Below are 10,090 nucleotides of genomic sequence, written 5' to 3' on the forward strand. Positions count from 1 at the left end.
CCAGCTGTAAGGGGCGCTTTGCGCAACTTTTTACCAGGGCTTGATTTTTTGCTTACTTTTTTATAAAGAAAAAAGTAAGATAAAAAAGACTTATAATCAAATAAAGATAATTAAAAATTCCTTAAGTTGACGCCATTGGGTGAACGGAAACAAAATTTTATGTTAGCTTACCGGTCTTATCACAACCATACAATCTAACGGGTATAGATTGTAACGCTAGTGGATATAAAGGTTTTACCAAATTGTGCCTAAAATTTTTTAGCTAAAAAATGGCAAATAAATAAAAAAGCAAACCTAAAAATTACTAGAACGCTTGTAAAGCCTATTTTACAAGTCGTGTTTTTATTTCTTATTGATTGTGCGTGGCCTTACCATAGTGCTTAATGGATACGGAATAGGTAGAGCAGAAGTGGTCCCGGAAGGACTCGAACCTTCAACCTACTGCTTAGAAGGCAGTTGCTCTATCCATTGAGCTACGGAACCTAAAAAGAAGGTATCGGTCGGGGCGGCAGGATTCGAACCTGCGACCTTCTGCTCCCAAAGCAGACGCGATAACCGAGCTACGCTACGCCCCGAATATAATTGAAGATAAGACAATGGCGGATAGGGGGGGATTCGAACCCCCGGTACAGAATCATCCATACCGCAGTTTAGCAAACTGCTGGTTTAAGCCACTCACCCACCTATCCATATAACCTTAGCAATGCAAGGTAAGTAAATTTACTGAATTTATAATAAAAAAATGTATATAATTCCCCTAAAAATAGATGTGCTGATTGAGTATTATAGCTATGGTATGCAAGAGTAGCCATCTGTTAAATGCTAGCAATTAGTTGTATGCTTCATAGCTGTCGTCTGCTAAAACACATGGAACCTTATTGACCAGATGCTAATTTTTTTCTTTGTTTATCAATGACATCATCTTCAATTTTTTCAAATAAAAGTTTAGGAGCAGCTAGTCGATCACCTGTTTTTACCAAATTGGTCACATCGCACTGGCCCCAGCCTATTTCCTTTAATCCTAACATATCGGCCATCTTGTTACTTGTGGTAGGTAAAAAAGGTTTGATCAACTGTGTTAAGGTGGCTATGAGTTGGAGTGTTATATGCAATATCGTACCAGCTGCCTGTGGATTGCTCTTTACCAGATGCCATGGTGCACTATCTGTTAGGTATTTATTACCCAATGTAGCATATCCCATGCACAATTGGAGTGCTTCTTTAAACCTAAACTGTTCTATGGCATGGCCTACTTCTGTAAAAGAAGCTTTGAGGGTAGTAAATAAAGCTTGACCTACTTGATTAGGCTCGATATGAGGTGGCACTAATCCGCCAAAATGCTGATGTACTAAACTTAAGGTTCTATGTACCAAATTCCCTAGGTTAGCAACCAACTCACGATTATTTTTATCTTGAAAATCTTGCCAAGTAAAGTCGCTGTCTTTGTTTTCTGGTGCAATGCTACAGAGTACGTAACGTAATACATCTGCTTTACCTGGAAAATCTTTTAAATAATCATCTACCCAAACAGCATGGTTGCGAGATGTAGAAATCTTTTTGCCTTCTAGATTAAGAAATTCATTAGCTGGGACCTGCTCAGGCAAAATAAACTGGCCATGTGCTTTGAGCATAACGGGGAAGATAAGACAATGGAATACAATATTATCCTTTCCGAGAAAATGAACCAACTTAGTATCAGGGGCTTGCCAAAAAGGTTTCCAATCTACCTGTTGGGCTTTTGCCCATTCTTTAGTAGCGCTAATGTACCCAATCGGCGCATCGAACCAAACGTAGAGCACTTTTCCACTGCCTTGAGCAAGCGGAACAGGAATACCCCAAGGTAAGTCACGGGTTACAGCACGTGGTTGTAAGCCTTGGTCTAGCCAACCTTTACATTGACCATATACATGGGTTTTAAAGTCTTTATGTTCCTCTAAAATCCACTTTTTAAGCCAATTTTCATATTTATCTAGTGGTAGGTACCAGTGTTTGGTTGATTTTAAAATAGGTTTTGCACCGCTAATGGCAGAAATAGGATCTATCAATTCTTCTGGACTCAAGGTGCTGCCACATGCTTCACATTGATCGCCATAGGCATCAGGATTCATGCACTTAGGACAGTTTCCTTTGATATAGCGATCAGATAGAAATTGTTTATGAACAGGATCATAGTATTGTTCTGTTTCATATACGTCGAATACCTCTTTTTTGTGCAGTTCCTTAAAAAAATCAGTGGCTGTCTCATAATGGGTAGGTGAGGAAGTTCTTGCAAAGATATCAAAACTAATACCTAAGCCCTGTAAAGCGTCTTTGATTAGGGTATGGTATTTGTCGACCACTGCTTGGGGGGTAGATCCCTCTTGCTGGGCACGAATAACTACGGGAACTCCATGTTCATCAGAACCACTGACAAAAACCACATTCGCTTTTTTTTGTCTTAAGTAGCGAACATAAATATCAGCAGGCAGGTAAGCACCCGCCACATGACCTAAGTGAATAGGTCCATTGGCATAGGGTAATGCAGCGGTAACGGTATATCTTTTGGGGTCAGTCATTTATTTAATAGTAAGGATGAGCTATTGTACTGTTTTGCTTGGTTAAAAAATTAGGTAAGTATAAAGCTTTTTACAAAAATTTGCTGAAAAGCTAATTATAAAACTAGAAAATCAGCAACTAACCTAAAAAATCAAGTTTGAGGTTGATAAACGATTGAATAGTTTCGTGAGCTCTTCCTTAGACATGTTAGGACGGATCCCTTTTTTATTCAGATTATCTCGAATAACTTCTCTGGTTTGGACCATTTTGGGATCTTGATAAAAGAGTAGCACTTTATCTTTTGCTCCGTTAAGACCTGGCTCAGGGCGCTCATCAGTGAGTACAAAATGAGCAAAAGTTTCAGCAGCGTCTTCTGAAAAAGACTTTGTTGGATACTCTGTGACGAATTCTTCTTGTTGAACAAGTTTTTTTGTACATTGATATGCTTTCTCATTATTGGCTTTCAATAGTGCTGCTATTTCAGATTTGGGGTAGTTGCCTTTTAAAATATCTGCCATATTAGGCATATTAGGTATACTCTTATACAAATCGGTTATTTTCTTCCAACCAGGTGTAGATATAATTTTTGCAAGTATTGAATTTTCTTTTGGTACAGGAATTCCTTCTACAAGATATTGTTGTTCGTTATTCATAGTCATATAATGACCAAATTCATGTATAAATACATAAATAGGCAAACTATAACCTAGTGCGTTATACCTTGTGTTTTCAGATGAGTGTGTAGTTTGGATGAAACTTTCTAGATTGAATGCTACGGACAAGCAGAAATCTTCTAAAGAATTCCGATTTTTTGGTCCTATAGAGGCAAGTATATGTGTATCTCCTACTTGATTTCCTTTTGGATCAATTATAGAAAAATATTTGATGTTTTTTCTCAATTCTTGAGGGATGATTTGCGCAAAATAATTGAATAATTTTTCATGCTGACCTTTTTTAGTTTTTTCTTGTTCCCATTTATCAGCATCAAATCCAGATTTCGCTCTAGGTGTGAATGCACAGTTGCAGGCAAGCTCACCGTTAATAATTTTGTAGCTTACAATTTCATTATCTATAAATCTATATTTTTCAGGCTTATTTTCAAAACTGTATGTAGCGTCTTTTGAACCACCCTGCTCCATCATACTAAGACTAGTATGAATGCATCCAGTTAACATTAGACTAAATAAACTTAATAAATGGGTCGAAACTATTTTTTGCATCTGTTTTATATTATTTATTTTGAATCAAAATTTCAAAAGCTGGTTGATCATTTAGCTACCTAAAAAAATGTTCTATATTTATTACAACTGTATCAGTTATGCTTGATCCGCTAGTTTACAATATATTTTAATTTATTGCAACCGTATCATTATGCTTGATCAGCTAATTTATAATATATTTTAGTAATCTTGCACAGATACTAAGCTTCTTGGTAGGTTTGGGATGGATGCCCAGGTTTTTCAGGTTTTCCCGAATACTTGCTCTAATTTGGACCATTTTGGGATCTTGATAAAAGAGTAGCATTTTATCTTTTGCTCCGTTAAGACCTGGCTTAGGACGCTCATCAGTGAGTACAAAATGAGCAAAAGTTTCAGCAGCGTCTTCTGCAAAAGACTCTGTTGCATAGTCCGTGACGAACTCTCCTTTTTTGAAAAATATTTCTTTATAATATTCAGCTAATTGTTTCTTACTACAGTTGTTGATTTGTTTATAAAAAGGTCTAAGTTGCATTTGCGCACAAATTGAGTTTTTATGTGGAATAAGGTAACCGTCTACTAAGTCGTCTTGTTCGTTATTCATTGTTACATAATGACCCAATTCATGGATCATTGTATAAATAAGAAAATCGTAGCCCAGTGTATTATAACTTGCGTTTGGTAAGTAAGTACCATCAATATAATCTTCTAGGTCAAAAGCCATGTAAAGGCGAAAGTATGCTAGAGATTCTTGACTTTGAGGCCCTATAGCGCAGTATAGGCACATATCATCTACATTATTTATCTTTGAATCAATTATGGAAAAATATTTGATCCCTTTCCTGTATTGCTGGGGGATGATACAGGCAAACAAGTCGAAAAGTCGCTGGTGTTTATCATGATTAGTTGTTTCTTTTGCCCATAGCACAGGGTGAAGGGTAGATGTGGATGTAGGTTGAAAGACGCGGTCAAGGTAAATTTGGTCCTTTTCAATAGTGTAGGCTACAATTGGATTGGGTGTAATGTCATCTTCTTGAATGTTATATTTAGGCGTTTTTTTTTCTACACCAGATTTTGGGTCATTAGATCCCATAGTAGCGCTAGCTCGAGTACATTGAAATCCTGTGAGACTATATGCACTTAATAAGAATAAAGCAGTAATAATTATACTATTATTCATGTGACCTTATATTTTTAGGCTGTACTAGTCATTTTAGTTACCTAGTGACTTTCTGGCTAATTGCATGGCCCGTTTTACCGGCCAAAGCGTGGCCAACAGGCTGAATAAAACAGTTACAATAACTGTATATAAACCATCTAACCCATGCATTTCTATAGGGTATGAAACCTTAGTATGCCCCATAGTAAAGGTAACAATGCCAAATTTTTGCTGCAAAAAGGCTATAGTAGACCCAATAACAAGACCGTACAAAATACCTTTTAAAGCTACTAATAGCCCATTATAGAAAAAAACCCTACCGATTTGATTAGGTGTAGCCCCAAGGGCAATAAGTATACGGATATCTTTTTGCTTGTGTAGTATCAACATGCATAGCATAAAGAAAATATGCAACGACGCTAAAAGCAATACCAAAGCAAAAATAAAACAAACAGCAAGCCTTTCAATGAAAATAGCTCTGCGACGTGTTTCATTTTGCTCCTCTCGATTGATTACCTTATAGCTATTTGGTAGTAGCTTTTGTATGCTTGTTTGCGTACTTTCTAGATCGGCCATATTTGGGATTACCACTTCCCAATAAGTACGTTTATGTAAACCATCTGTCAAATCTTCCACAAAATGAATAGGCATAATCATATATCTGCTATCTATCTTCTTGGCTATAGAAAAAAAACCACCCAACTCTAAGGTAAGACGCTTGTATGGATTATGAAGATGGTAAAAACCTGCCTTTGGATAAAAAACGGCTACCTTATTTTTAGAAGTTTTTTTAGCAGTTGACCATTGTAAAAATTGGCTAAGTCCTATACCTGCAATAGCTTGAGGTTGACCCTCGGCTAAAAAATTAACGCCATCCATACGGGTACAATTTTTATAAAAGTCACTTGCTATGAAATTAGGCGAGACGCCTTTAATGGTCACAAGGGCTTGTTGGTGTTGTAACTGTATAAGTGCAGTCGCTTCTAATACTTCGACAATAGCTGTTACACCAGCAAGATCGATGATTTTTTCTTTTAATTGTTTATCAGCAATGAATGTTTTACCTATTTTAGATTCTATTTTTAATGTTGGCATATACGTATAAAATAAAGTAGCTAATAGCTTTTCCATGCCATTCATAGTAGCTAATACAACTATTAAAATAGCTGTACCAAGCCCCATGCTGTAGCAAGAAAGTTTAGATAACCTATATATTAGTGTTGTTTTGCCCTGTTTTTTAAGATAACGTTGGGCAATAAAAAAAGATATTTGCATATAAGTTATGATATGTGTACAATGTATGAACTAGTTATTTTAGAACTAAGGCTATGGTAGCAAGTATAAAAGAAATTTTTTGTATTAATTTAAAAATTACTCTATTTTAGCCTGTTAATAAGCTTGGTATAAAAGATACCACAAGAACGATTTAAATTTAATTTATTTTTCACTTTTGCATTATGTATTGGACACTTGAATTAGTATCACATTTGGAAGATGCTCCTTGGCCAGCTACCAAGGATGAGTTAATAGACTATGCCAAACGGTCAGGAGCGCCTTTTGAGGTTATTAGAAATCTAGAAGAATTAGATGATGATGATTATCCATACACATGTATTGAAGAAATATGGCCTGACTACCCAACGGGTGATGATTTTATCTTTAATGAAGATGAGTATTAAGCACTGAAAATAAATATCAAAATTTGAATATCAAAAACAATGAGGTAAATAAATAACAATATTTAATTTAATCTGAATCGCTTAGTAGCTACTATCCATTCAGCACTAACTTCCTTATCAGGTAAACACATCTTGCATGTTTTATATGATTTTGGCAATCATTTCTAGGTAATAAGGCGTTATACTTTTAGCATAGCCCTTATCCTAGATTTCAGCCACAACGCTACTGGTTATATAGCGTTAGGGCGCTTTCAGTGATTTAGATCCATATGCCTGTCTGGTCAATTTCTAAGCCTCCATCTATGCATAAAATAAACAAAAAGATAGCGCAATTTGAAGGCTTAATAGCTATGCTAATACTGGCTTTTTGTATACCATTTGGCCTAAAATCAGATCAAGCTAAAATTCCCTCCTATAAACTTAATACCATTACCATAACATCTACAGGTGCTATGGAGCCAATGGTTGCTACACCCTATCCTTACTTACGTTTGGCCAAATGGCTTACCCCTACCACAGATGTCTCATTGATTGATAAAGAAATAAACTTACCGCCTGGAACAATTTTTGATGCCAAAGCACTCTTGTCTATCAAACAAAGATTAATGGCTCTGCCTTACTTTGCAACTGTCTCCGTTACGCGTAAGATAGTTGATCCAACTACCAACCCCATCATATCTGATCTAATCATAAAAACCAAAGATCGATTTCCGATCTCCTTGGGGATAAGTCTAGATGAAGGACCCTTACTTACCATCACGCATGCTAATGCATGGGGATATGGACATAGCTTAAGTCAACAGTTTTTTCTAAAAAAAAGATGGGGATATGGATTCACCTATGAATTGCCTAAGTTACATGGACATTATCTTTTTGGCGGAGACTATTATAAACAGATAGGGAGTAACTATAGATTTGCTCACCAGAATGTATGGGTGACTAAATTATTCGCTAGCAAGACCGAGGAATCCTACCCGCCTTATTACTGGATCACTGGACTAAGCGGTTATAAGAAAGTTTTTGTTACCGATTTACCTGTTTCAGCTATGAAAAATACATCGTATCACGATTATACGCTTGTTTTAGGTAAAATAGGTTGGGTAGCGGATGTTTATCAAAAATTAAGTGGTCTATATGCACTGCATGATTGGGAAAAATTACCTAAAGGAGGATCTGTAGCCATGTTATATGGTTATCAAAAAGGTCAATTTAACAATAGGCATTATATTGGCGTGCATTGTATTAAAAATATAGTAAAACCTAGGTTTAGATATATGCATATAAATTGTGAATCAGGTTCTTTTTTACATAAAAAAAGATTGGAAGAAGCGATACTTAAACTAGGCTTGGCCTATGTTGGTCCATCTATACAAAGATGTAACGGTGCACATCAATCTGTGGCCATAGATTATATAATAGGGTATCGTATGCCCAAGGAGCGTATGTTGGGTATCATGCACCGTGACCCTGAAGCCCTAGAGGCCCCTGAGGCGGACAACAGCCTGCAAGCGCCTATCTATGCAAGACTCAATCTGCATCTAGACACCACTTTGCATATGCCCATTGTATTGTCCTCTATCCGATTTGTTGTACTTGCATTTACTAATTTTATAGCCCTTTACAATCGGGATAATCAGCTATTGAATCAAACGTTTGTAGATACTTATGGGATGGGTTTACACCTAGAACATGCTACCAAGTTATGGCCTGGTGTAGCACTGAAAGTGGGGTATAGTCCATTATTAGGAAAAGTAGTGCCATCGGTTAAACTGGCTATTCATACCTTTAAGAATAAAACAGAGGCTAAACCTACACTCGTCTCCTACAGCTAATCACTTGAAAACCGTTCTATGGATTACCTATGATTGCTATAGAAACGCTTTATCAGAAATATTTAATCACGCGTCTTGTAACCACAGATACACGTGACTGTGCTCCAGGTGCACTTTTCTTTGCTATTCGGGGGGCTAACTTTAACGGCAATGCCTTTGCTCAAGAAGCCTTAGCAAAGGGAGCCAGTTATGTGATTATAGATGATCCTGCTTATGCCAGGCCATCCGCTGCCTATATTTTAGTTAAAAATAGCCTTGACACCTTAACAAGATTAGCATCTCACCATCGGTCACAATATGGCGACCATTTTCCAGTTATAGCTATAACGGGTTCCTATGGTAAAACTACTACCAAGGAGCTTATCCACGCTGTCTTACGCACCACTTATAGCACAATAGCAACCAAGGGTAATTTAAATACATCTATTGGCGTTTCTTTAACCCTTTTGGCTATGAGGCAGGATACGGAAATAGCGGTTATAGAAATGGGCGCTACTCAATTAGGCGACATTACATTATGTTGTAAAATAGCGCGCCCTACCCATGGTTTGATCACCGCTATTGGAGAGGTCCATCTTACGGGATTTGGCAATATAAGAGGTGTAATTCGTGGTAAAAGTGAGCTATATGATTACCTTTACGCTACTGGTGGCACCATTTTTTTAAACACCTTAGTACCCTGGTTGTCTACTATAAGTAGACGCTTTAGAAAACCCATTACCTATCCTCAGCCTAACGACTTTGCGCCTCTTGAGTGGGTGAGTCAGGAGCCTTATATCCGTTATAAATCCTTAGAAGGGGTAGTCGTTACGACCCATTTATTAGGTAAACCCCATATATACAATATTGCAGCAGCGCTTTGCGTAGCCAAATATTTTCATGTGGATAGTGCAGCAGCCCATCAAGCTATTCAAGCCTATGTTCCTACCAATCAACGCATGCAATTAGTCAAGAAAGGCAGCAATCAATTGATTATAGATAGCTATAATGCTAGTCCGGCTTCCGTTCAGGCAGCACTGGATACGCTTTTACAATTAAAGGTGGGCTACCGTATCGTTATTTTAGGTGATATGGCTGATTTAGGTAACCAGACTACTGCTTGGCATAAAAAGATTATGCAAGAGCTTTTTCAACCTGATTATGATCGCGTACTGTTATGTGGTCCTTGTTTTACCTTTGCTGCCAGCCAACAACCTCATGAGAAAATAGCTTGTTTCCCAGATAAAGAGTGTTTGGCGAATTATCTAAATAGCCATACTTTTCAAAATAGTGGCATTTTGTTAAAAGCTGCGCACCATTTAGCTATACATACATTAGTAGAGGTTTTAAGGTAGCCTGAATGTGACTCCAAACGTTTATCTGTTGAATTCAGTGCTAGGCAAGCCATTTTTAAATAAACTTTTTGCTAGATCAAATGTTTCCGTTCACCACTATGGCTTATGCTAGTAAAAAAACGCGCCCTTTGAAAAAAGTGCGATCAGAAAGCGGTGTTTACAGATGAAAAGAAAAACAGTTGCCGGGATGGATTGCAGGTATGCTCCTGTTTTTCCAGCTGTAAACGAAGCTTTCAGCCACTTTTTTCATCAGCGCTTGATTTTTTGGTTACTTTTTTATCAAGAAAAAAGTAACAACAAAAATTCATTTTCTACTAATTTCGTCAACGCAAACCAAAGAGTTGCTAAATATAAT

General features: G+C 37.1%; 8 protein-coding genes and 3 tRNA genes. 4 read left to right on the forward strand and 7 right to left on the reverse strand.

Going from position 1 to position 10,090, the window contains the following annotated elements; translation table 11 throughout:
- Window positions 1-410: 410 nt before the first annotated feature.
- The 7 genes from MUW73_RS00650 to MUW73_RS00680 form a co-directional block, all read right to left on the reverse strand.
- Window positions 411-483 (reverse strand) — tRNA-Arg (locus MUW73_RS00650).
- A gap of 17 nt (window positions 484-500) precedes the next feature.
- Window positions 501-575 (reverse strand) — tRNA-Pro (locus tag MUW73_RS00655).
- Between the two features lie 22 nt (window positions 576-597).
- Window positions 598-689: transfer RNA gene (locus MUW73_RS00660), tRNA-Ser, on the reverse strand.
- 186 nt (window positions 690-875) lie between these two features.
- Window positions 876-2,555 carry a methionine--tRNA ligase gene (gene metG, locus MUW73_RS00665; protein WP_243017947.1) on the reverse strand — a complete coding sequence of 560 codons (1,680 nt, stop codon included), beginning with the start codon at window positions 2,553-2,555 and terminating at the stop codon, window positions 876-878.
- A 123-nt stretch (window positions 2,556-2,678) separates the two neighbouring features.
- A complete protein-coding gene (locus tag MUW73_RS00670; protein ID WP_243017948.1) occupies window positions 2,679-3,755 on the reverse strand; it encodes a hypothetical protein in 1,077 nt (358 codons plus the stop codon).
- Between the two features lie 163 nt (window positions 3,756-3,918).
- The gene (locus tag MUW73_RS00675; protein ID WP_243575151.1) at window positions 3,919-4,911 is read right to left on the reverse strand and encodes a hypothetical protein; all 993 of its coding nucleotides are present in this window, start codon (window positions 4,909-4,911) and stop codon (window positions 3,919-3,921) included.
- 33 nt (window positions 4,912-4,944) lie between these two features.
- The gene (locus MUW73_RS00680; protein ID WP_243575152.1) at window positions 4,945-6,165 is read right to left on the reverse strand and encodes an FtsX-like permease family protein; all 1,221 of its coding nucleotides are present in this window, start codon (window positions 6,163-6,165) and stop codon (window positions 4,945-4,947) included.
- 182 nt (window positions 6,166-6,347) lie between these two features.
- On the opposite strand from MUW73_RS00680, the gene MUW73_RS00685 reads away from it, so the two are divergent.
- The 4 genes from MUW73_RS00685 to MUW73_RS00700 form a co-directional block, all read left to right on the forward strand.
- A complete protein-coding gene (locus MUW73_RS00685; protein WP_243017951.1) occupies window positions 6,348-6,569 on the forward strand; it encodes a DUF2795 domain-containing protein in 222 nt (73 codons plus the stop codon).
- Window positions 6,570-6,871: 302 nt separating this feature from the next.
- Window positions 6,872-8,401 (forward strand): hypothetical protein, encoded by a 1,530-nt coding sequence (locus tag MUW73_RS00690; RefSeq protein ID WP_243017952.1) that lies wholly within the window; start codon window positions 6,872-6,874, stop codon window positions 8,399-8,401.
- A 29-nt stretch (window positions 8,402-8,430) separates the two neighbouring features.
- Window positions 8,431-9,735 (forward strand): UDP-N-acetylmuramoyl-tripeptide--D-alanyl-D-alanine ligase, encoded by a 1,305-nt coding sequence (locus MUW73_RS00695; protein WP_243017953.1) that lies wholly within the window; start codon window positions 8,431-8,433, stop codon window positions 9,733-9,735.
- A 163-nt stretch (window positions 9,736-9,898) separates the two neighbouring features.
- A partial coding sequence (locus MUW73_RS00700; RefSeq protein ID WP_243575153.1) for a hypothetical protein occupies window positions 9,899-10,090 on the forward strand: 192 nt, incomplete at its 3' end.

It is taken from the genome of Candidatus Cardinium sp. cByotN1 (assembly GCF_022810525.1).
Classification (GTDB): Bacteria; Bacteroidota; Bacteroidia; order Cytophagales; family Amoebophilaceae; genus Cardinium.

Excerpts from the sequence above, each read along its gene's own strand:
- metG (WP_243017947.1), bottom strand. The coding sequence starts at position 2,555 with ATGACTGACCCCAAAAGATATACCGTTACCGCTGCATTACCCTATGCC.
- MUW73_RS00670 (WP_243017948.1), bottom strand. The coding sequence starts at position 3,755 with ATGCAAAAAATAGTTTCGACCCATTTATTAAGTTTATTTAGTCTAATG.
- MUW73_RS00675 (WP_243575151.1), bottom strand. The coding sequence starts at position 4,911 with ATGAATAATAGTATAATTATTACTGCTTTATTCTTATTAAGTGCATAT.
- MUW73_RS00680 (WP_243575152.1), bottom strand. The coding sequence starts at position 6,165 with ATGCAAATATCTTTTTTTATTGCCCAACGTTATCTTAAAAAACAGGGC.
- MUW73_RS00685 (WP_243017951.1), top strand. The coding sequence starts at position 6,348 with ATGTATTGGACACTTGAATTAGTATCACATTTGGAAGATGCTCCTTGG.
- MUW73_RS00690 (WP_243017952.1), top strand. The coding sequence starts at position 6,872 with ATGCATAAAATAAACAAAAAGATAGCGCAATTTGAAGGCTTAATAGCT.
- MUW73_RS00695 (WP_243017953.1), top strand. The coding sequence starts at position 8,431 with ATGATTGCTATAGAAACGCTTTATCAGAAATATTTAATCACGCGTCTT.